General features: G+C 66.4%; 23 protein-coding genes. 4 read left to right on the top strand and 19 right to left on the bottom strand.

Annotated elements, in window-relative coordinates; genetic code table 11:
* Position 1 precedes the first annotated feature (1 nt).
* Entirely contained in the window at positions 2-1,165 is a 1,164-nt protein-coding gene (locus tag CG51_RS10630; RefSeq protein ID WP_035744755.1) for a peptidoglycan glycosyltransferase FtsW, read from the bottom strand.
* An 85-nt stretch (positions 1,166-1,250) separates the two neighbouring features.
* Positions 1,251-2,198, bottom strand: a complete 948-nt coding sequence (locus CG51_RS10625) for a DUF429 domain-containing protein (RefSeq protein WP_143412849.1) — start codon at positions 2,196-2,198, stop codon at positions 1,251-1,253.
* A gap of 132 nt (positions 2,199-2,330) precedes the next feature.
* On the opposite strand from CG51_RS10625, the gene CG51_RS10620 reads away from it, so the two are divergent.
* Positions 2,331-2,531, top strand: a complete 201-nt coding sequence (locus CG51_RS10620; RefSeq protein ID WP_035744753.1) for a hypothetical protein — start codon at positions 2,331-2,333, stop codon at positions 2,529-2,531.
* 7 nt (positions 2,532-2,538) lie between these two features.
* Here the strand turns inward: CG51_RS10620 and murD are convergent, their stop codons facing one another.
* Positions 2,539-3,942 (bottom strand): UDP-N-acetylmuramoyl-L-alanine--D-glutamate ligase, encoded by a 1,404-nt coding sequence (gene murD / locus CG51_RS10615; protein WP_035744751.1) that lies wholly within the window; start codon positions 3,940-3,942, stop codon positions 2,539-2,541.
* Positions 3,943-4,193: 251 nt separating this feature from the next.
* Between murD and CG51_RS10610 the strand changes: the two genes are divergently transcribed.
* On the top strand, positions 4,194-4,421 hold the full coding sequence (locus tag CG51_RS10610; protein WP_035744748.1) for a glycine zipper 2TM domain-containing protein: 228 nt from the start codon (positions 4,194-4,196) through the stop codon (positions 4,419-4,421).
* A gap of 137 nt (positions 4,422-4,558) precedes the next feature.
* Here CG51_RS10610 and CG51_RS10605 read toward each other — a convergent pair whose 3' ends face one another.
* The 16 genes from CG51_RS10605 to CG51_RS10535 form a co-directional block, all read right to left on the bottom strand.
* Positions 4,559-4,771 (bottom strand): hypothetical protein, encoded by a 213-nt coding sequence (locus CG51_RS10605; RefSeq protein ID WP_035744745.1) that lies wholly within the window; start codon positions 4,769-4,771, stop codon positions 4,559-4,561.
* On the bottom strand, positions 4,768-5,658 hold the full coding sequence (locus CG51_RS10600; protein WP_051930408.1) for a FliM/FliN family flagellar motor switch protein: 891 nt from the start codon (positions 5,656-5,658) through the stop codon (positions 4,768-4,770). The genes CG51_RS10605 and CG51_RS10600 overlap by 4 nt, the downstream gene beginning before the upstream one ends.
* A 42-nt stretch (positions 5,659-5,700) precedes the next feature.
* Positions 5,701-8,412 (bottom strand): ATP-binding protein, encoded by a 2,712-nt coding sequence (locus CG51_RS10595; RefSeq protein WP_051930417.1) that lies wholly within the window; start codon positions 8,410-8,412, stop codon positions 5,701-5,703.
* Between the two features lie 67 nt (positions 8,413-8,479).
* Positions 8,480-8,743 (bottom strand): hypothetical protein, encoded by a 264-nt coding sequence (locus CG51_RS10590; protein WP_035744742.1) that lies wholly within the window; start codon positions 8,741-8,743, stop codon positions 8,480-8,482.
* A gap of 4 nt (positions 8,744-8,747) precedes the next feature.
* Positions 8,748-9,116 carry a response regulator transcription factor gene (locus CG51_RS10585; protein WP_035744739.1) on the bottom strand — a complete coding sequence of 123 codons (369 nt, stop codon included), beginning with the start codon at positions 9,114-9,116 and terminating at the stop codon, positions 8,748-8,750.
* Between the two features lie 122 nt (positions 9,117-9,238).
* A complete protein-coding gene (locus tag CG51_RS10580; RefSeq protein WP_035744737.1) occupies positions 9,239-10,516 on the bottom strand; it encodes a helix-turn-helix transcriptional regulator in 1,278 nt (425 codons plus the stop codon).
* A 162-nt stretch (positions 10,517-10,678) separates the two neighbouring features.
* The gene (locus tag CG51_RS10575) at positions 10,679-11,413 is read right to left on the bottom strand and encodes a metallophosphoesterase family protein (protein ID WP_035744735.1); all 735 of its coding nucleotides are present in this window, start codon (positions 11,411-11,413) and stop codon (positions 10,679-10,681) included.
* A gap of 3 nt (positions 11,414-11,416) precedes the next feature.
* Positions 11,417-12,403, bottom strand: a complete 987-nt coding sequence (locus CG51_RS10570) for an ABC transporter substrate-binding protein (protein WP_035744733.1) — start codon at positions 12,401-12,403, stop codon at positions 11,417-11,419.
* Between the two features lie 93 nt (positions 12,404-12,496).
* Positions 12,497-13,297, bottom strand: coding sequence for an ABC transporter permease (locus CG51_RS10565; protein ID WP_416171656.1), 801 nt, complete (start codon positions 13,295-13,297; stop codon positions 12,497-12,499).
* A 142-nt stretch (positions 13,298-13,439) separates the two neighbouring features.
* A complete protein-coding gene (locus CG51_RS10560) occupies positions 13,440-14,315 on the bottom strand; it encodes an ABC transporter permease (RefSeq protein WP_035744732.1) in 876 nt (291 codons plus the stop codon).
* A complete protein-coding gene (locus CG51_RS20055) occupies positions 14,302-14,583 on the bottom strand; it encodes a hypothetical protein (protein WP_156961341.1) in 282 nt (93 codons plus the stop codon). The genes CG51_RS10560 and CG51_RS20055 overlap by 14 nt, the downstream gene beginning before the upstream one ends.
* A 184-nt stretch (positions 14,584-14,767) precedes the next feature.
* Positions 14,768-15,556 (bottom strand): ABC transporter ATP-binding protein, encoded by a 789-nt coding sequence (locus CG51_RS10550; RefSeq protein WP_035744729.1) that lies wholly within the window; start codon positions 15,554-15,556, stop codon positions 14,768-14,770.
* Positions 15,557-15,745: 189 nt separating this feature from the next.
* Positions 15,746-16,444: an SDR family oxidoreductase gene (locus CG51_RS10545; protein ID WP_035744727.1), complete on the bottom strand. Its 699-nt coding sequence runs from the start codon at positions 16,442-16,444 to the stop codon at positions 15,746-15,748.
* Positions 16,441-16,593, bottom strand: coding sequence for a hypothetical protein (locus CG51_RS20050; protein ID WP_156961340.1), 153 nt, complete (start codon positions 16,591-16,593; stop codon positions 16,441-16,443). Before CG51_RS20050 ends, CG51_RS10545 begins: the two co-directional genes overlap by 4 nt.
* Before the next feature lies 1 nt (position 16,594).
* Positions 16,595-18,046 carry a dihydropyrimidinase gene (hydA, locus tag CG51_RS10540; RefSeq protein ID WP_035744725.1) on the bottom strand — a complete coding sequence of 484 codons (1,452 nt, stop codon included), beginning with the start codon at positions 18,044-18,046 and terminating at the stop codon, positions 16,595-16,597.
* A gap of 289 nt (positions 18,047-18,335) precedes the next feature.
* Positions 18,336-19,586: a Zn-dependent hydrolase gene (locus CG51_RS10535; protein WP_035744723.1), complete on the bottom strand. Its 1,251-nt coding sequence runs from the start codon at positions 19,584-19,586 to the stop codon at positions 18,336-18,338.
* A 155-nt stretch (positions 19,587-19,741) separates the two neighbouring features.
* Here CG51_RS10535 and CG51_RS10530 point away from each other — a divergent pair, with 155 nt between their 5' ends.
* Together CG51_RS10530 and CG51_RS19160 are read left to right on the top strand one after the other, a co-directional pair.
* On the top strand, positions 19,742-20,371 hold the full coding sequence (locus CG51_RS10530) for a TetR family transcriptional regulator C-terminal domain-containing protein (RefSeq protein ID WP_035744721.1): 630 nt from the start codon (positions 19,742-19,744) through the stop codon (positions 20,369-20,371).
* A complete protein-coding gene (locus CG51_RS19160) occupies positions 20,368-20,940 on the top strand; it encodes a suppressor of fused domain protein (protein WP_051930406.1) in 573 nt (190 codons plus the stop codon). The genes CG51_RS10530 and CG51_RS19160 overlap by 4 nt, the downstream gene beginning before the upstream one ends.
* The last annotated feature ends 84 nt before the right edge of the window (positions 20,941-21,024 follow it).

The raw sequence follows: 21,024 nt of genomic DNA, 5'->3' as shown, positions 1-21,024 counted from the left end.
ATCAGCGCCCCTTCGTCAGGATGTCGCCGATCCGCCCCTGCGGCCGGGTCCGGGTGAAGGCGAGCAGCGCACCGACAACGATCCCGCCCGCGATGAGCGAGGAGCCGCCATAGCTCACGAACGGCAGCGTCATGCCCTTGGCCGGAAGCATTCGCACCGCGACGCCCACGTTGATCATCGCCTGCACCCCGAACAGGCAGGCAAGCCCCGTCCCCGCGAGGCGGGTGAACGTGTCCCGCTCCCGCGTCAGCCGGAACAGCGACCGCACGGTGATGAGACAGAACAACCCGATGATGCACAGCACGAGGATCAGGCCGTATTCCTCCGCCGCGACGGCGATGATGAAGTCGGTATGCGCATCGGGCAGCGACCACTTCACCTCGCCCTCGCCCACGCCCACGCCGAAGAAGCCGCCCTGCTGAATGGCGTTCGTGGCATAGCCGATCTGGGTGCGCGGATCGATCTCGGCGGTCAGGAAGCCGTCGATCCGGCGGGCGAAGTGCTCGGAGCCTTCATAGGCCACCGTCCCGCCGAACCCCACGATCCCTGCGACGATGAGCAGGAGCGTCATAGGTGCGCCCGCCACGAAATACATGACACCCCAGGCGAACAGGATCAGCGCGGCCTGCCCGAAGTCCGGCTGCATGGCCAGCATCCCGACGACCGTGCCCGCGATGAGGAGTGACATCGTCTTGCCGGGCGGACCGTTCGGATCCTGCCCGGCCGCCATCAGCCAGGCGCAGAGGATGACGAAGCCGGGCTTCAGGAACTCCGACGGTTGCACGGAGGCGAAGCCGAAGGAGAACCAGCGGATGGCCCCCTTGCCGAAATCCGTTCCGAAGAACGGCAGCAGCGCAAGCGCCAGAAAGGCCCCGAGAAAGCCGATCACCCCGGCGCGGCGCACCATCTCGGGAGACATCATCGAAACGATGAACATCGCGGCGATGGCGATGCCGCCGAAGAACATCTGACGATTGACATAATAGAACGGGTCCAGCCCGTTGCGCGCGGCCAGCGGCGGAGAGGCGGCAAGGCCCAGCAGCAATCCCACGCCGAACAGCAGCAGGATGGCCGAAACGGCCCATTTGTCGATGGTCCGCCACCACCGCGGGAGTATAGGCTCACCGGCCCGAACGGGCGCGGTGCCGTAGACCATTTCCGTCATGGGAAGACTGCCCTCTGCCCTATATGCCCGGTTTTCCCCGGGTCTGATACGGTAACCTAGCTGAAACCTTGGTTTCGCGCCAGCGTCAATACACGCACTCCCCCGCCACGCCTGCGTGAGCAGGTGCGAGCGATAGGCTTCTCCCGAAGATCCAGCCCTCCCACAGATGAACGTCATCCAGTGCGGGCACCTCCGCCCTACCCTTCCGTTCCACGAGGTCGATCATACCGCACAGACCCACGACGGCGTCGAAGCGATCTTCCGCCGCCTTGTCCGCGCCGAAACCCTGATTGAGCGCGTTGAGAAGTTCGGGCGAGAGTCTCGCGCCCAGACGCTCCGCCCAGCCACTGACGCGGGCGGCAACGGTGGCCCGGTCGGCCTGCCGCCGCTTGCTGAAACGGCCCTCCGGCATGACCTTCAGACGGCGCATCGCCTCCGCCGGATAGGTTTCCGCGAGGATGAAGGGGGGTTCCAGCATCTCCGTGCCGCGATCATAGGGCCAGAGCGCCGCACCAGCCCGGCGCGCTGGCAGTATGACCCGCATCCAGCCGTCCAGCGCGGCCTTGCCAACCTGATTGGCGCCCAGCGTCCAGAAAAGCGGCGCCGCGGGCCTTTCGTCGGTCGCACGGTCACAGCATCGGCGCAGGTCGTCCATCCGCTCGGCTCCCAGCGCACGGATGAGATCCTCCTGCCGGCGCCCGCCGGGCCGGTGCGGATAGAAGGGACGCTTCACCGAAATCTCATTGCTCTCCGCAGCGACGCACAGGAAGGCGGCCCAGTCGTCCTTACCGAGCGCGTCCAGAAGCGTCGGGAAATCGCGAAACCCCGTTTGCCGGCCGTAAAAGGCCGGAACGCCGATGGGAAAGTCGAACCCTGCAATCAGACGGCCCGCACGGGAGGTGCGAAGCAGATCTGCGGCCTCCAACCCCCTCACTGGCGGGTGAAGCGTCCAGACCCCACTCTCACGCGTCGCCCGCGCCTGCCACCGCTTTTGCACAGCGACGCTCCAGTCCGCATGGATGATCGTTTCCAAGGCAATCACCCCTGCCGAAGATGCAGGGACGCGGCGTCGAATGCTGCATCACCGAAAATGCGAATGGACTGGAACACCCGATTCGCTGCTACGTTTGCGGAGGGAGGCCCAAGCTTCAACCAGAGGCCCGCCATGATCGAACTCGCTTTCATCGCCTGTCTGACAGCCGCACCCGCACTTTGCGAAAAGAAAAGCCTGCTGTTCACCGATGTCACGCCGCTCACCTGCATGATGAGCGCGCAGCCGGAACTCGCCCGCTGGGTGGACAGCCATCCGAAATGGCGGATCGCCCGATGGCGCTGCAACACTGCGACCACCGAAAAGGAAATCTGAGCGGAGGTCATGCAGGGGGCAGCGCGCGGACCAGTTCCATGAAATGCTCGCCGCGTTTCTCGAAGTTGGGATACTGATCGAAACTTGCTGCGGCCGGCGCGAGCAGGACGGTGTCTCCAGCCTCGGCCTCCTCGGCCGCTCGGGCAACGGCACGGTCCAGCGTTTCGCAGATTTCATGCGGCGTCTCACCGATCTCCAGCGCGAAGTCCCGGGCCGAGTGGCCAATGAGATAGGCTTTCACGACGGCCCCCAGCAACGGCTTCAGCATCGTTATGCCGCCGTCCTTGCCCAGCCCGCCGGCGATCCAGCGGATACGCGGGAAGGCAGCCAGAGCCTTGGCCGCGGAATCCACGTTGGTGGCCTTGGAATCGTTGACGAAGGTCACGCCCGCGCGCTCCGCGACGATCTGGCTGCGGTGGGGCAGGCCCTCGAAGCTCAGGAATGCCTGCTCGATCACGCGCGGCGCGATGCCGAGCGTGCGCGTCGCCGCATAGGCCGCACAGGCGTTCTGGTGGTTATGCGCGCCCGGAAGCCCCCTGATCCTGCGCAGGTCGATGGAGGCGACCTGCCGCCCCTTGCGCCATTCCGACAGGAAACCGCGGCGGGCAAAGACACTCCACCCCTCCCCCTCCAGCTTCCGGGTGACGGAGATGCGGATGACCCGATCATCCGCCGGACCCTGCGAAAGCTGGTTCGCGAGGAACAGCCCCTCCGTCTCATCGATGCCGATGACGGCGCGATCAGGGCCGCCCTCTGCAAAGAGCCGGCGCTTCGCGGCAAAGTAGCCGCCCATGCCGCCATGCCTGTCCAGATGGTCGGGCGAGAGGTTCGTGAACACGGCTATGTCGGGCGTGAGCGCGCGGGCAAGCTCCGTCTGATAGGAAGACAGCTCGAGCACCACCACCTCCCCATCCACCGGAGGCTCGATATCCAGAACGCCACGGCCGATGTTGCCCGCCATCTGCGTCGGGCGCCCGGCGACGGTCAGGATGTGGTGGATGAGCGCCGTCGTGGTGGATTTGCCGTTGGACCCGGTCACCGCGATGACACGCGGCGGCTGATCGTAGCGGGCCCAGTCCGCCTCGCCCCAGGACCGGAAGAACAGGCCGATATCATTGTCGACCGGCACCCCCTCCATCATTGCCCGCGCGATGATTCGGTTGGGCTGGGGGTAGAGATGCGGTATGCCGGGGCTGACCACCAGCAGCGAGACGCCATTCCAGGCCCCCTCACGTGTGAGATCATGCAGGGAAAACCCCTCCGCCTCGGCACGGGTGCGCGATTCCGGGCTGTCATCCCACAAAAGCGGCTCTGCACCCCCCGCAATCAGCGCCCGAGCCGTCGCAAGGCCAGACCGGCCCAGCCCCAGAACAGCGACGCGCTGCCCCTCAACCCCCCTGACCGGTATCATCTCCCGCCGCTCCTGCTTCTACGCGCCGATCCGTATCGCCACGAATGACTGCTTCGTTGTCGTCCCCGATTACCGCGAGGAACTGGCGGATGCCACGGCAAGATGTACGCTTTCCGGGGGGAGGCGGCCTCCTGCCTCTCTCTTCCCAGCCAAGGCCGGGACAGCAACTCTGCGCGAGTCATCGCGCGGTGTGCTTGTATCTTTGCATCATTTGGATAGGTTACGGAAAAATCGCAGTCAGGGGATGCCTCATGAAATACCGTCTCGTCTTCGCCTTTTCCGCCCTTGCCCTCGCCGCGGCATGCAATCCGACACCGCAGCAGCAGCGCCAACTGGAGTGTGGGATCGGCACCGTGGGCGGCGCGGCGCTTGGTGCCGCGGCGGGCAACGCCTTCGGGGGTGGCAGCGGTCGCACCATCATGACCGCCGCCGGTGGGGCGGCCGGCGCCATGGGTGGCCAATCGGTCGCCTGCCGCTGATCGCAAGCCTGCCGCGAGGCAGCCGCGAAAGTCACTCACAGAGGCGGCGATCAGCCGCCTCTGTTGCATTTCAGAATGTCATTGGGCATCACTCCCAAGCTAGGCATTCCAGGCGAACCCGATCCGGTTCGCGATTTTCAGGGCCTGTCGATCTCTCGCTGTAGCGCGGCCTCTCGCGCGGCGGCGTCCCTCTCGAAAAGTCGCTGGACACAACTTGCTTCATCGGACGACCCGCGCAGGAAACCCAGTTCCTCACATCGGTTTGCCGCTTCGGTGATGACGATCTCTCGGGGGGTAGCCGGTGCCCGCGCACAGGCGCCGCAGAGAAGAATCAGGGCAAGCAACCTCATGTAATCTCCCCCAGAAGCGGACCGGACAGGCGGAGTGCACGCCGCCCCTGCATCTGGCCCAGCCGCCCCTCCGCTATATCCCGCCCATCGGAGCCAATGAGGCGGACCGCCTCGAGCGAGGCGCCGTCCAGCGGCAGGACCATTCCCGGCCGCAGGCTCGTCGCCGCGCCGAGCGGCAGGGTCAGGCGGGCGAGTCTCACGTCGAAACGCAAGGCCGCGCGGGAGACCTGCGCCTCCAGCCGCCGCGACCATTCCTCCGTAGCGAGCATGGGTCGCGGCAGCGCGGGTACAGCATCCGCCCGCGTGCGCTCGATCTCCGGGACGGCCAACAGCAGCACCGCGCGGCGCAGGCCGAAGCCGAAGGACAATGTGAGGCGGAGCGTGCGATACGTCCGGTCCTCCATCATCAGGTCAAGAGGCCGGGGGTCATCGACATAGGAGCCGTACCGGAAGCCCGCCACGTCCCGCAGCCCGGATCCGACCGGCAGTTCCGCTATCTCACCGATGAAGCTGTCGATGAACTCCGCCGTCAGCACGGCGTCCGTCGCAGTCGGTCGCCGTGCCTGTGGATCGGCAGAAACCAGACGGCCCGTCATCCGCGCCTCGACAACCGAAGCAAGCCCCGGCAAGCTCAACGCGGCAAGCCCCAGAGCCTCCTCCGGGCCGGGAAGCAGACCGAAGAAGGCGGGCGAGGGCAATGCATCCAGCAGTTCCGTCAGGCCATGGCGGCCATCCTCCACATTCTCTACCACCGCATCGAGACCGGGCACCTTCCGCGCCGCGCGGAGCAGCGCAAGCCGGGTCGCCCGCTCGGGCGTGGGAGGAGCCGCCTTTCTTACCGCCCGCGCGGAGGCCTTGCGCCGCAGTACCGAATCGCCTGTCGCCATCACGCATCCCTTCGTCACCGCTGCACGATGCCCGAAACAGGTTTATGGAAGGTTGATGCGACGCTCGGCTTCCGCCCGGATCGGCAGCACCGCCGGACCGCGGCGCGGCAGCACAACACGAAAAGCCGCCCCCGACTGGCCGGGAAGATAGGAAAGCGTGCCCCCCAGCCGCTCCATCACCTCGCGCGAGATGGCCAGTCCCAGCCCCGCGCCTCCCGCGCGATTGCCGTCTGCGACCCGGTAGAACTTCTCGAAAATGAGCGCCCGGTGACTTGGCGCAATGCCTTGGCCGTTGTCGATGAAGTCGATCGCGAGCCGCCCCCGCGGCAGGGGCGTCACCTCGATCCGCAGGGTCGGAACCGCCGCGTCGCAGTATTTCCGCGCATTGGAGATCAGGTTGATGAAGACCTGCGTGAGCCTGCCCGCATCGGTGACGATCTCCGTCCCCTCCCCCGCCGGATCGCGGTCGAGCCGCAGAAGCGGCCCCGTGCCTCCCACCTGTGCCGCAGCAAGCGCGGTGTCGATGAGATCGCCCAGCCGCACTTTTTGAAGGTCGAGCTGCACCTCGCCATGTTCCAGAACGGAGAGATCGAGAAGATCGTCCAGCAGCCGGGTCAGCCGCGCGGATTCAGCGGCCATGATCCCGGCATAGTGCCGCTGCCGCTCCGGCGGGAGGTCGCCATCCTCTGCCAGTATCTGCGAGAATGCCCGGATGGAGGTCATTGGCGTGCGCAGCTCGTGGCTGATCTGGCCGAGAAACGCATCCTTCTGCACGGAGAGGGCCGTCAGCTTTTCATTGGCGGCGCGAAGCTGGCGGGCCGTACGGGCCAGTTCCTCCGACTTGGTTTCGAGCTGGCTGGAATATTCCATGATCTGCGCGGTTTCGTTGGCGACGGCCATCAGATCCTCCACCGTCACCAATGCGCGCCCGGCGAGTTGCGCGAGCATTGCATGCGCCGTGGCCGCCCCCACCGAACCCGCAAGGCGCCGCTCCAGCCGGCCGAGAAATTCGGGTGTGGTCTCCGGCAGAAGGCTCGACTGCCCCTGCACCGCCGCCTCTCGGGAAAACAGCTCCTGCGCATCGTCCCGCCCGAGTATCCGCTGGGCGAGCACCAGAAGCTCCTCCGCCTCTGCCCCGCTCCGCCGCCAGCCGCCCGGTGCTGTGTCCGCTTCGAAGGCGTTGACGAACTGCACGCCCTGAAGACGCTCGATCGGCGTGGGAAAGCTCACGAGAGACACCAGAACATATCCCAGCGTGTTCAGCAGCATGGACCAGAAGAGCGCGTGCACGAGCGGGTCCAGAGTATCCATCCCCAGCAGATGCGTGGGCCGGAGCCATCCCCAGCCGAAGGGCCCTGCAGCCAGAAGCCCGGCGGCCCAGCCCGGTGCCAGCGTGGGAAGGAGCAGACAGTAGGCCCAGAGCGCTGCGCCGATCAAAAGGCCCGCCATGGCCCCGGATCGCGTGGCCCCCCGCCAGCACAGCCCACCGACCAGCGCGGGCAGCACCTGAGCGGCCCCCACGAAGGAGATCAGGCCGATTTCGGACAGGGCGGCGGCCTCGTTCATCATGCGGTAATAGACGTAGCCGAGGGCAAGAACGCCAAGGATCGACAGCCGCCGCGCGGTAAGGACGACGCCGCGCAGATCCTCGCTCACGCCCGGCCTGATGCGGAGCCAGAGCGGCGTCACGATATGGTTGGATACCATCGTGGCAAGCGCAATGGCCGCGACGATGACCATGGAGGTGGCGGAGGAGAAGCCGCCCAGAAACGCCAGCATGGCGAGCCATCCCTTGTCGAAGGACAGCGGCAACGTCAGGACGAAGAGGTCCGGGTTGGCACCCGGGGGCAGATAATCCAGCCCGATCACCGCGATGGGCACGATGAACAGGCTCATCCCGAGCAGGTAGAGCGGGAAGGCCCAACCGGCTGTGGCAAGATAGCGCTCGTTGGTGTTCTCCACCACCAGAACCTGAAACATGCGCGGCAGGGTGAAGATCGCCGCGGCAGACAGCAGCGTCAAACCCGCCCAGCGGCTCGGGACGAGCGTACTGGCGGCAAGTGGCGAGGATTCGATGCGGCGATACATGTCCTCTGGCCCCGCAGCCACGAACCATACCACCCAGATACCGACGGCGATCAGTGCCACCAGCTTCACCACCGCCTCTACTGCGATGGCCCCGACGACCCCGTGGTTCTGCTCGTTCGCGGCGATCTTGCGCGTGCCGAAGAGAATGGTGAAGAAGGCCAGCCCCATCGCCACCCAGAGCGCGGTGCCGGAGCCGGAGGCTGTCCACTCCTCCGGCACATCTGCGGCAAAGACCCCGAAGGACAGCGTGACGGACCGCAGTTGCAGCGCGATATAGGGCGTGGCGGCGGCGACGGAGATCAGCGTGACCATCACCGCGACACGGCTTGATTTTCCATAGCGGGCGGAGACGAGGTCCGCGATGGAAGTTACCCGCTGCTGTCGGCCGATCCGCACGAGCTTGCGAAGGAGAAGCCACCACCCGGCGAACACCAGCGTCGGCCCGAGATAGATTGTGGCGAACTCCAGACCCGAACGGGCAGCGTAGCCCACCGCACCGTAAAACGTCCATGCCGTGCAGTAGATGGACAGCGACAGCGTATAGACGAGCGGCGAGCGCAACAGCCGGAGCCGCCCCGCCTGCGCTTGCCGCTCCGCCCAGAAGGCTACGAGAAACAGAAAGGCCACATAGGCAAGGCAGACGAGCAGCAAGAGCTTGAACGGGATCACGGCGCCACTTCTCCCGCCGGTGTTCGCGGCCCGGCCCGGCCCCTGCGAAATGGCAGGGCAGCCGTCATGGCTCCGGGCCTTCGGGCGGCTCCCCCTCGCCCCCCGTCAGCCGCGCAAGGCGGCGGGACATGACGATGGCGGCCACGATCAGCAGCAACCACACGGCAAAGACGTAAAGCCCGACAGCCGCCAGCGATGGCTCTGTCCACAGAAGCGGGAGCAGAAACAGCATCAGGCCCACCGCGGGCAGGACCCGCGCCGCGTCAACCACCCGACGCATCCGGTAGGTCTGACGGGCAAGAAACACCGGATGCTGTATGGGCCGCATGGGTCTATCCTCCCGCCAGTTCGCGTACGGCGGCAAGCATGTCGGCATTGGAAAAAGGCTTGGCCACGAAGCGGCTTGCGCCGAGCCGCTCCGCCAGCTCGCGGTCCTTCAACTGGCTACGCGCGGTGAGCATGAGAACGGGGATGGCGCGCGTCGCCGGTTCGTCACGCATGTCCTTCAGGATGTCGAAGCCGGAGCGACCGGGAAGCATCACGTCAAGGATTACAAGGCGCGGGCTGCACGCAAGGATCGCGGTCATCGCGCTCGCCCCGTCCGCATGGGCGGCGACCTCCCAGCCGTCGCGGGCGAGGATATAGCGAATCGCCTCGGCGATATGTGGTTCATCCTCGATGAGAAGCACATCTCTCCGCATGGCGTGCGCCCCTCCCCCGGTCGCGGCTTGCGTTTCCATGACTATCGCGGAAGGGCGCGGGCCTGTCAAAATTCACCCTGGTAAAAATTCCCCGGTAACAAATCGCCCGTGTCGATCCCCGATCAGGTGAACTGTGTCAGGATGGAGGGCTCTCGGCGCGCGACGCAGAGCGCGCGCGGGCAGATGCGGCAGCCGGTTCCAACGGGAAGATACGGGCCGCTTCCCTCGTCCGGGAGAAGCAGCATCGCCGCCTCCACCACCTCTCCCGCCGCGAAACCGTCGGGCCAGCGCCGCTCCGCCGCAGCCCATACGCGGAAAGCCCGCGGCGACCGGCCTGCCATCTCCACACATGCGCTGATGGGTTCGCCGGGGCGCGACAGCGCACGGTAGATCGGCCACAGCGGGCAGCCCGCCCCGAAACGCGGCAGTGGAAAATCCGGCAACGGCCTGCGGAAGGTCAGCGTCCCCGACGCATCGCACATCACGAAGCCGACCGTCTCAAGAAGCACTCCCGCCCGCCGCAAAACTGCGGTCGTCGGCACACCGAACCGGGCCGCGAGGCGGGCTGGATCGGGCGCTTCGGCCCAGAGAGCGCGAAATGGATGTTCCGGCATGAGGCGTGCATCCTCCCGGTAACGGGCGAGGTGCCTCTCCGCCAGTAGCCGCGCGGAGGCGGAGACCCCCGTCAGATCCCGCGCATCAAGAAGCCGCGCGGGGTCTTCATCCCCCTCAAGCGAAGGAAAGCGATAGCCCCGGCCCTCCAGCCAGCTCTCCATCTCCTCCTGCGGCGAAGCGAGACCCGTCCGCTCCTCCGGCACGCTGTCGAGGTAGTCGACCAGTGCCTCCGCGGCATGGGCTACCCGCTCTGAATCGCTCCGCAGGTTGCCGTGGAACCGGGCGCGCCATTCCGGGTCTATATCCTCCGTCTCTGCAAGGATCTCCGCTGTCGTGCGGATGGAGGTGATGGCGGAAAGCACCTCATGGAGCGCGGTGGAAAGATAGGGATCATGGGCAAGACGGTCAGTCAGCGTCTCCACCGCCCGCTCCAACCCCTGCACCTGCCGCGCCTGGGAAGCGAGCAGGCCCGCCCAGCCGGGAAAGCGTCCGGCGAACTCCTCCAGCCGGTCGATCTCCGTCCCGCTCTCCGCCCCTCCGGCAGCAGCCAGTCGCAAGCCGTCGATGACGCGGGCCTCCCCCCCCTCACTCAAAGCGGCCGTCTCCGTACCGAGCGCATGGGCGATACGGTCGAGCAGATCCTCGCTTACCCGGCGGCGATTGTGTTCGATGAGGTTAAGATAGGAGGCAGACACCCCGGCAGCCCGCGCAAGCTCTGCCTGTCGCAGGCCGAGAAGTCCCCGTCGCTCCCGGATACGGCTGCCGAGCAATGACCGTCGCGCCATTCCGTTCCTCCCAGTCCGCTGCTCCGCCGCAAGGATGCGCGGCGGGCGCCGCGGAGGCAAGCACTCCGCCCGAGCGCCCGGGCCCGCCAGATGCTCCTTATGACAGCGCTCCCGCAACCGTGATCGTGGACGCGGTATATCAGTTCACGCCAGCACCTGATCTCACGGAAGAAAGCCGGTGGAGAGGAGGCTCACCCAATCGTCGAACCCCTGCCTTCGGGCGCGGGCGATCATCTCCCCCGCGTCATAGGGAACGAGGCGAAAGCTCACCTGCCAGCCCTGCGCCCCTTCCTCCAGCACGGCATAGGAGGCATGGGGAACCCCCGCCTCCACCCGATGCGGCAGGGGCGTGTCGTCGGTGTAGCCCGGACATCCCACACTTCCGGGGTTTACCGCGAGCCGACCGTCTGAAAATCGCACCGCCCGGGGCAGATGCGTGTGTCCGCAAAGCAGCAACCGCTCTGTCAGGCCATGTGCGGGTGCCTCCGCCTCCTCCAGCGTGGCGGGACGCATCTCGCCCCCGCCCGCCACACGGTGCAACCAGTAGGTCACGTCGTCGCCGGGCGTGGCATGGCAAAGGAAAACGCCCTCCGCCACCCGGCAGGGCGGAAGGCCGCCGAGCCATGCACGCGTCTCCTCATCGATGAGGGGCGCTGTGACATCCTCCCAGCTTGAGCCTGCCCGCCGCTCCGCCAGCCAGCGGTCATGGTTGCCCCGCACGGTCGGCAGGTCGAGCGCCATGAGCCGCCGGGCCGTCCCCGCGGGATCGAGCGGGCCCGAAAGGCAGTCGCCGAGATTGACGACCTCCTCCACGCCCAGCGCGGCGATATCGGCCAGCACAGCCTCCAGCGCGGCGCTGTTGCCGTGGATGTCCGCGATGGCGGCCAGACGGCGCATGGCTCAGTTCAACGCCTTGTCCGTCACCGCGTGGGTCCATGCGCCCACCGGCTCCTTCGAGATGACGGGATCGGAACCGCCGCCCAGCAGCGTCTTGACCGTCCGCTCGTAATCGGCCGGATCGAGCGCGCCGTTGGAACCGGCGGTCAGCTTTGCGACCTCGGTCATCATGCGCTTCTGGTGGGACTCTGTCTGTGCGCCGGTCTCGTCGTATTCGAGCACGATCATCGCGGCATCATCGGCGTTCTCCTCCGCCCATTTCCAGCCTTTCATGGAGGCGCGGACGAATTTCGCCATCTTCTCCACGAACGCCGGGTCGGAGAGCCTGTCCTCCATCACGTAAAGCCCGTCCTCCAGCGTGGCGACGCCCTGATCCTCATACTTGAAGGTCACGAGCTGCTCCGGCGTGATACCCGCGTCGATCACCTGCCAGTATTCGTTGTAGGTCATGGTGGAGATACAGGCGGCCTGCTTCTGAAGAAGTGGATCGACGTTGAAGCCCTGCTTCAGCACCGTCACCCCCTGCGGCGAACCGTCGGTCGGGATGCCGAGATGCGCCATCCAGCTCAGGAACGGGTATTCATTGCCGAAGAACCAGACGCCGAGCGTATGGCCGGGAAAATCCTTCGGCGTGGCCACGCCACTTTCCTTCAGGCAGGTCAGCATCATGCCGGAGGTCTTGTAGGGCTGGGCGATGTTGACGACCGGCGTCCCGCCCTCCCGCGCGGCGAGGGCGGAGGGCATCCAGTCCACCATCACGTCGGCCCCGCCTCCCAGCAGCACCTGCACCGGGGCGATGTCCGGACCGCCAGGACGGATGGTGACATCCAGCCCTTCCGCCTCGTAGAAGCCCTGGTCGAGCGCCACGTAGTACCCCGCGAACTGCGCCTGCGTGACCCATTTGAGTTGCAGCGTCACCGCATCGGCGGCCATCGCGGCCCCCGCGCCGCCGGTGGTGGCCAGCGCCGCCGCAAAAAGCATCTTTCTCATGTCGAACTCCCTGTTGCCGCGGTGTTTCCCGCGATTTCCCGTTCCAGATTTGCACCTCCCCGCCTCGTTGAGAAGCGGGGGGCAGGCGCCCTCTCAGCCCCCCCGTTGGGCGGGGTGCCAGAAGGTCACCGCGCGCTCGGCCAGAGCGACGAGACCATAGAAGGCTGTGCCCGCCGCCGCCGCGACCGCGATCTCCGCCCAGACCATGTCGAGACGCAGGCGGCCCACTTCAGTGGAGATGCGGAACCCCATGCCGCGTGTGGGCGAGCCGAAGAATTCAGCCACGATGGCCCCGATGAGCGCCAGCGTCGCCGCGATCTTCAACCCGTTGAAGATGAAGGGCATCGCCGCGGGAACGCGCAGTTTGGCCAGCGCCTGACCGTAGCGCGCGCCATAGGTCCGCATCAGATCCCGCTGCATGGGTTGCGTGGCGCGGAGGCCCTCCATTGCATTCACGAGCACCGGGAAGAACACCATGACCACGACGACCGCTGCCTTCGACTGCCAGTCGAACCCGAACCACATCACAAGAATGGGGGCGATCCCGATGACGGGAAGGGCCGCCACGAAATTGCCGATCGGCAGCAACCCACGCTGAAGAAAGGGGGAGCGGTCTATGGCGACGGCAGTCAGCAAAGCCGCCGCGGAACCTATGGCCCAGCCGGTCAGCGCGCCCTTGAGGAAGGTCTGGACGAAATCCTCCCGCAGCAGGTCCGCGTTGCGCCAGACCGCCAATCCGATAGCAGAGGGCGGCGGCAGGATCGCTCCCGGTACGCCGAGGCCGCGAACTACCCCCTCCCACAGCACGAGGACCGTCACACCGAACAGAAGCGGCACGACGATCCTGACCCAGCGGCGGCGAGCAAAGCGCCCGTTCGCCAGACTGACATTCACCGCCCAGGCTGCGAGCCAGAAAAGAAGCGTCCCGATCAGCCAGCCCGACACATGCCCATCCTCCCTATGTCGGGGCGCGGCAAGACCGGGGCATCGAACCCCGGCCTTGCCGGCTGCCGCATGCGAGCGATGAGGATCCCGATCACCTCGCAAGCCCCATGTTTCCCAGCACCACGCGCTGGACAAGACCCACCACCGCCACAAGGACCGCAGCCAGCAGGGCTGCCATGAAGAGCGCCGCCCAGATCTGAACCGTCTGTCCGTAGTAGGAGCCGGAGAGCAGCCGCGCGCCCAGCCCCGCCACCGCGCCGGTGGGCATTTCGCCGACGATCGCGCCCACGAGGGCCGCCGCCGCCGCCACCTTCAGCGCCGTGAAGAGCCACGGGAGAGAGGCCGGGAGGCGGAGTTTGACGAAAGTCTGCAAGCCACTGGCTGAATAGGTGCGCATGAGGTCGAGATCCGACGCCTCGGGGCTTCGCAGCCCCTTGGCCATGCCGACCACCACTGGGAAGAACGAAAGATAGGCCGCGATCACCGCCTTCGGAAGCAGCCCGGACACCCCTACCGAGTTCAGCACCACGATGATCATCGGTGCAATGGCGAGGATCGGTATGGCCTGACTCGCGATGGCCCAGGGCATGACGCTCATCTCCATCGCCCGGCTGTAAACGATGCCGATCGCCAGCAGCAGCCCCGCCGCCGTGCCGATGGCAAAGCCCGCCAAAGTCGCGGAGAGCGTGATCCAGGCGTGGTAGAGCAGGCTGCGCCGGGACGTGGGCGCAACCCCGGCCACCGTCCGCCACAATTCCCCGGCGACCTGATGCGGCGCGGGAAGTTTCGGACGATCCTGCGCCATCGTATCCCGGATCACATCCGCCAGCGTCGGTGTCGTTCCCGCGCGGGCTGCCTGGTCGTAGGTCCAGGTGGCGTTCATCCAGACCGCCGCGACGTACCAGACGGCAATCAGCAGCGCGACCAGCACCGCGACCGGCAGGACGGAGGCGCTACGTCCGGTCATAATGCCGCCGGTACCGTGGGCCGTTCCGCCCGATGCCATGCTCCCGCTCGTCACCTGCCACATGCCCCTTTCGCCGAAACAGCGCCTCGCTTGCCCCGGCATTGGCGCGCCCGCCGCAGGATTTCAGCCCGCTGGGACGGGGAGCCGTTGAAGTAGCCGCACCGCCCCCCACTGCCGGAGGACAGGCTGCCCCCCTGAGCGGCTTGGTGGCGGTGGACGCCTCAATGAGAACCACCTTGCCGGTCATGACGGAACCCTCGGAAAACATCCGGCATCCGAACGCGATCCGTCCGGGCGGATGAAGCCGGCTTTCCGGACCTGCGGTGCTCACCGACATAGCGGGGGGACCGTCTGGCAGAGCCTCAAACAGCATCGCTATCACCCCCCGCCGATAATGCGGCCCTCTGAACCTGTGGCGCGCGGACACATCGTCGGGACCGTGCGGCGGAACCTCAAACAGCATCGCCATGCCCCGCTCGCAGCCCCTCACGAACACGATGCGCAATCTCGATGAACTCCCGGCTGTCGCGGATGTCGAGCGGCCTTTCGCGCGGGAGGGGGCTTTCGATGACATCCGTGATCCGTCCCGGACGCGGTGACATGACCACGATATGGGTGGAGAGAAATACGGCCTCCGGGATCGAATGGGTGACGAAACCCACCGTCTTGCCCGTGTGTGCCCAGAGCGCCAGAAGTTGCTCGTTCAGGCGGTCGCGTACGATCTCATCCAGCGCGCCGAAAGGTTCGTCCATCAACAGGATATCCGCATCGAAGGCGAGTGCGCGGGCGATCGAAGCGCGCTGTTGCATGCCGCCCGACAACTGCCAGGGGTATTTCCGCGCGAAGCCGCCAAGCTCCACCATATCCAGGACGCGCGCCACACGCTCCCGCTGCTCCGCGCGCGAAAGACCCATGATCTCCAGCGGCAGGCGGACATTGGCGGCGATGGTCCGCCAAGGGTAAAGCCCGGCCGCCTGAAAGACGTAGCCGTAGGAGCGCGCCCGCCGGGCGGCGTCCGGCGTCATGCCGTTGACGGAAAGGTTGCCGGCAGTCGGCTCCTCCAGCCCCGCGATGGCGCGCAGAAATGTCGTCTTGCCGCAGCCGGAGGGACCGATGAAAGAGACGAAGTCACCCTGCCGGATGGTGAGGTTCACATCCTTCAACGCAACGACCGGCCCATCCGCCGTGGCAAAGGTCAGGCCAAGGCCCTTGGCGGCGATCACGGGCTGCGGTTCACTCATGACCGCTCACCTGCCGGAACGGTGCCGGCGGCCACGCGGAGCAGCGCCGCGTACGCTCGGACCGGGTTGGGCGCCTGTGCCGCAGATGCTTCGTCCAGTCTTGCTCGCGCCGCCTCCGATATCCCGCGGCAGCCGGAAAGGCCGGGGCTCGATACCCCGGACTTTCCGACGCCCGGCAAGCGGTCCCGCTCATACGGACCTCGTGATGCCGCCATCCACCCGGATATTTTGCCCGGTGATGTAGCCGCCTCCGGGAGAGGCCAGGAAGGCCACGGTCGCCGCGATCTCCTCCATATGGCCATAGCGACCCAAAGGGATCCGCGCGCGAGCCGTCTCCTTTTCCGGCAGGCTGTCTATGAAGCCCGGCAGAACGTTGTTCATTCTGACATTGTCGCGTGCATAGCGATCGGAGAAGAGCTTGGTGAAGGCGGCCAGTCCAGCCCGCGCCACACCCGAGGTCGGAAACGCAGGGTCGGGTTCGAACGCCGCGAAGGTGGAGATGTTGATGATCGCGCCGCCGCCCTGCGCCACCATGATGGGCGTGACCAGCCGCGTCGGGCGCACCGCGTTCAGAAAATAGGTATCGATCCCCCGGTGCCAGTCCTCGTCCGTCAGGTCGAGGATATCGGCCCGCGGCCCGTGTCCGGCGGAATTCACCAGCACATCGACCCGGCCCCAGCGCGCCATGGCGTCATCGACGAGCCGCGCGACATCCTGCTGCGACTGGTTGGAGCCGGTGATGCCGAGGCCGCCGAGCTCCTCCGCAAGCGCCTCTCCCTTGCCGGAGGAAGAAAGGATGCCGACCGCGAAGCCGTCATCAGCCAGGCGACGGGCCGCCGCCGCACCCATGCCCGATCCGCCCGCAGTGACGAGAGCGACCTTCATCATCGCCCCCCGAGCCGCGCGCCAAGCAGCGTGGCGAGTGCCATGGAACCTGCGACAATCGCCATGGAGCGGACGGGGTGGCGGTAAATCCACCAAGCGGATTTCATGTAGGCGGAAGGCAGGTGCGAGGGGCGGCGGGTGGGTTGTGTCATGTCATACTCCGGTTGCTGGGATGGGCCCGCGGGCGACGGCGCGGGGTTCGGTCAGTTCCTTCCAGGTGGACAGCGCGCGGCTGACCGGACCCGCGGGCGGACGATCCACGAAGCGGCCGTGCCCCTCCCCGGGGCGGAGCGCGCCCTCCTCCACCATCACGCGCCCGCGGGAAAGCACGAAGCGCGGCAGGCCCCGCACCTCCATTCCCTCGAACACGTTGTAGTCGATGGCGGATTGCTGCGAGGCCGCGTCGATGATCTTGCCCCGTTTCGGGTCGATGACCACCAGATCGGCATCCGCACCGACCAGAACCGCTCCCTTCCGGGGATAGATGTTCAGGATCTTGGCGATATTCGTGGAGGTCACGGCCACGAATTCGCTGGGGGTGAGCCGCCCCTGCTCCACCCCGTAGGTCCAGAGCAGCGCGAGACGGTCTTCCACCCCGCCGGTGCCATTGGGGATCTTCGTGAAATCGCCCAGCCCGGTGCGCTTCTGCGCGGTGGTGAACGCGCAGTGATCCGTCGCCACGCAGGACAATGTCCCCGCCGCCAGCCCGGCCCACAACCCGTCCTGATGCGCCTTGCTGCGGAAGGGTGGCGACATCACACGCCGGGCGGCGTGGTCCCAGTCCGGATTGGCATATTCCCCTTCGTCCAGCAGCAGATGCTGCACCAGCGGCTCGCCCCAGACGCGCTTGCCCTGCATCCGTGCGCGCCGGATGGCCTCATGCGCCTCCTCACAGGAGACATGGACGATATAGACTGGCACCCCCGCCATATCGGCGATGACGATGGCGCGGTTGGCGGCCTCCCCTTCTACGGCGGTCGGGCGGCTGTAGGCATGCGCCTCCGGCCCGGTATTGCCTTCACCCATGAGGCGGGCCTGCATCTGGGCCACGATATCGCCATTCTCGGCATGGACGAAGGGGATGGCGCCCAGATCCGCGCAGCGGCGGAAGGAGGCGAACATCTCCTCGTCATTCACCATGAGCGAGCCCTTGTAGGCCATGAAGTGCTTGAAGGAGTTGATGCCGCGCTCCGTCACGGCCTTCATCTCTTCGAAGACCTGCTGATCCCACCACGTGATCGCCATGTGGAAGGAGTAATCGCAATGCGCCCGCGCTGATTTGTTGTCCCACATCTTCAGCGCGTCCAGAAGCGACTGCCCGGGCTCAGGCAGGACGAAATCCACCGTCATCGTCGTCCCACCGGCCAGTGCCGCGCGGGTGCCGCTGTCGAAGTCGTCGGCAGAATAGGTGCCCATGAAGGGCATCTCGAAATGCGTATGCGGGTCGATCCCGCCCGGCGCGACATAGCAACCCGTGGCGTCCAGCACGGTGTCGCCCGAAAGGTTCGGCGCGATGGCGGCGATACGCCCGTCCTCTACCAGAACATCGGCCCTGTAGCTCAGATCGGCGGTAAGGACGGTGCCATTCTTTATAACGGTGGTCATAGGAACTCCCGCCTTCCATCATCATGTCCGATCGCCAGATCCCGATTCAGGATCGCAGTTCGCTGACCGGCGGAGCCGCCGTTCGGCGCCACGCGGACTCCACCGCCGATCGGCAAGCCCAGCCAGTTTGCAACATGCCCGGTCAGCCGGAACTTCACGGCGTTTTGGTCCCTGCTCTTCCTACCGCCGTTCCTCCCGCGGGCGGGTGGAAAGCCGTTGTGGACCGGCAGCGGGTCGAGGCGGCCCTCTACAGGCTTCACCGCTCGCTTGGTCCGAGCGCAGGTTGTTCTCAAACGACAACCTCCGCGCTTTTCAGGACCGCGTGCAGCAGCACATTCGTGCCCTTCTCCGCCCATTCCGGAGTGATTTCCTCCGCCTCGTTATGGCTCACGCCATCCTTGCAGGGGCAGAAGATCATCGTCGCCGGGGCGACCTGCGCGGCCCAGCAGGCATCGTGACCCGCGCCGGAGACGATATCGCGGTGGCTGAAGCCCAGTTCCTCCGCCGCCTCGCGCACATTGCCGACCAGCGTTTCGTCGAAACTCACCGGCTCGAAATGGCCGACCGCCTCCACCGTGCAGCCGACGCCCAGACCCTCGCAGATCGCCGCCGCCTCCGTCTCGATCCGGTAGCGCATGCGCGCGAGTTTTTCCGCTTCCGGCGTGCGGAGATCCACGGTGAAAACGACCTTGCCGGGAAGGACATTGCGGGAGTTTGGAAAAAACCGCGCCTGCCCGACACCCGCCACCGCACCCGGTTGCTCTTCCATCGCGATCCGCTGCACGCTCTCCAGAATGCGGCCGAAGGCAAGGCCCGCATTCACCCGCATCGCCATGGGCGTGGAGCCGGTGTGCGCCTCCCGCCCTTCCAGCGTGAATTCCAGCCACCAAAGGCCCTGACAATGGGTGACGACGCCTATATCGACATCCTCCGCCTCAAGGATCGGACCCTGTTCGATATGGAGCTCGTAATAGGCATGCATGCGGCGCGCACCGACCTGCTCGTCGCCCTTCCAGCCGATGCGCTCAAGCTCCGCGCCATAGGTCAGGCCATCGGCATCGGTGCGGCTGTAGGCATGCTCAAGGCCGATTACCCCGGCAAAAACACCGGACGCCAGCATAGCGGGGGCAAAGCGCGCCCCTTCCTCGTTCGCCCAGTTGGTGACGACGATCGGATGTTTCGTGCGGATGTCCAGATCGTTCAGCGTGCGGATCACCTCCAGCCCGGCAAGCACACCCAGCACACCGTCGAACCGCCCGCCCGTCGGCTGGGTGTCGAGATGGGAGCCGACATAGACCGGCAGCGCCTCCGCATCCGTGCCGGGACGGGTCGCGAACATCGTGCCCATCGCATCGACACCCATCGTCAGTCCCGCAGCCTCGCACCAGCGGGCAAAGAGCGCGCGTCCCTCGCCATCCGCATCGGTCAGCGTCTGGCGGTTGTTGCCGCCCGCAACGCCGGGCCCGATCTCCGCCATATCCATCAGACTTGTCCACAGCCGCGCGCCATCGACCTTCAAATTCCCGGCTGCTGCCGTCATAGTCCGTCCTGCCTGTTCTTCCGCGCGCCCTTCCGGCAGCACACAGGGGACGCTATCAAAGGCCGGAAGACAGTCAACCCGGCCCCGCCGCCCGTTGCCGCTTCTCTGGCGCAAAGCCGGAGAAACGCCTATCATCGAGGCAACAGGAGATCGCGATGACGCCAGAGGGCACGGTCCGCGCCGCTCGCAAGACGCGGATACAGCGCAAGAATTCCGACGCGATCCTTGAGGCCGCGCTCGACCTCTTCTCCCAGCAGGGGTTTCGGGGCACCACGCTCGACGCCATCGCGGGGGCGGCAGGGCTGTCGAAACCGAACCTCCTCTATTACTTTCCGTCGAAGGAGGCGATCTATCTCACCCTGATCGGCCGGATGCTGGAAAGCTGGCTCGATCCGCTCCGGGCGCTGGACCCGGAGGGGGAGCCGGTGGAGGAGATCCTCGCCTATGTCCACCGTAAGCTGGAGATGAGCCGCCAGTTCCCCCGTGAAAGCCGGCTGTTCGCCAATGAGGTCCTGCAAGGTGCTCCGCATATCGGCGAGGTGCTTGCGGGGGCGCTGGCCGAACTGGTGGAGGAGAAGGCGCAGGTCATCGCCCGCTGGTCCTCGGAGGGGCGGATCGCCGTTGTCCATCCCAAGCACCTGATCTTCTCCATCTGGGCCGAGACACAGCACTACGCCGATTTCGACGTGCAGGTCCGCGCAGTGCTCGGCCCGCATGAAAGCGATCCCTTCCCCCCGGCGGAAGCCCATCTCGACCTGCTGTTCAGAAAGCTGCTGCACCCATGACCGATACACTCAATGACGTGCCCCGCGATGCCCTGGTCCGGCATCTGCGCGACAGCCTTGGACAATCCGCGCGATTGCGCAAGGAGCGGGGCACCCCCCTCCTGACGGTCGAGGACAGTCCCGAACCGGGGGTGGAGAGTCACGCCACGCTCGGCCTCTCGGCCCTGCCGCTCCGCCTCGATGATGGCACCATCGCCGATCACGGTGCGGAGATCGTGCTTGCCTCCATCGTCGGTGAGGAAGGGGCGGGCCTTCTGGCCGATATCGCGCAGCAGGTCACCGAACATGGCAAGGCGCTGGTACCTGACATGATCCTGACCGATGCGCTGAAGGGGCGCGCGGGCGTCGCGCCGCACCTGCGCCATATTCTCCTCTCCGCGCCGTTCCTGTGGAACACGCCGCCTGCGCCGCTTCGTCTGCCCGAACGGCTGGTGCTGTTCCTGCAGGCCATCCCGATCAGCGAGGCGGAGCGCGCCCTAGCTGCGCAGGACGGGGCCGAACGGCTGGAGGATTTGCTGGAGGAGGCGGAAGCCGACATACTCGATTTCGAGCGCGAGTCGGTCGTCTAAGGGTTGCCGACAAGGCTTTTGGAGCGCTGTTGGAGCGGAAATGCTCGTAATCTGACGAAGTGCAGGCGTGGAAGACCCGGGCAT

Source organism: Haematobacter missouriensis, assembly GCF_000740775.1.
GTDB lineage: Bacteria > Pseudomonadota > Alphaproteobacteria > Rhodobacterales > Rhodobacteraceae > Haematobacter > Haematobacter missouriensis.
The sequence above is the reverse complement of the archived record's forward strand: the minus strand, read 5'-3'. Positions and strand labels throughout refer to the sequence as shown.